Below are 544 nucleotides of genomic sequence, written 5' to 3'. Positions count from 1 at the left end.
GCGACTGTTTAGCAAAAACACAGGTCTGTGCGAAGCCGTAAGGCGAAGTATACGGGCTGACGCCTGCCCGGTGCTGGAAGGTTAAGGGGAGTGGTTAGGGGCAACCCGAAGCTGTGAACCGAAGCCCCAGTAAACGGCGGCCGTAACTATAACGGTCCTAAGGTAGCGAAATTCCTTGTCAGGTAAATTCTGACCCGCACGAATGGCGTAACGACTTGGGCGCTGTCTCAACGAGAGATCCGGTGAAATTTTAGTACCTGTGAAGATGCAGGTTACCCGCGACGTGACGGAAAGACCCCATGGAGCTTTACTGTAGCTTGATATTGAACTTTGGTACGGTCTGTACAGGATAGGTGGGAGCCGAAGAAGTGGGAGCGCAAGCTTCCATGGAGGCGCCGTTGGGATACCACCCTGATCGTATCGGAGTTCTAACTCACTGCCCTAATCGGGCAGGAGGACCGTGTCAGGCGGACAGTTTGACTGGGGCGGTCGCCTCCTAAAAAGTAACGGAGGCGCTCTAAGGTTCCCTCAGCGCGGTTGGAAA

1 rRNA gene is annotated in these 544 nt (G+C 54.8%); it reads left to right on the top strand.

Annotation, left to right across the window (positions count from 1 at the left end):
* Window positions 1-544, top strand: a 23S ribosomal RNA gene (locus ACFO1S_RS23655); the annotation flags it as partial.

Origin of the sequence: Cohnella boryungensis, assembly GCF_042651945.1 — a bacterium.
GTDB lineage: Bacteria > Bacillota > Bacilli > Paenibacillales > Paenibacillaceae > Cohnella > Cohnella boryungensis.
The sequence above is the reverse complement of the archived record's forward strand: the minus strand, read 5'-3'. Positions and strand labels throughout refer to the sequence as shown.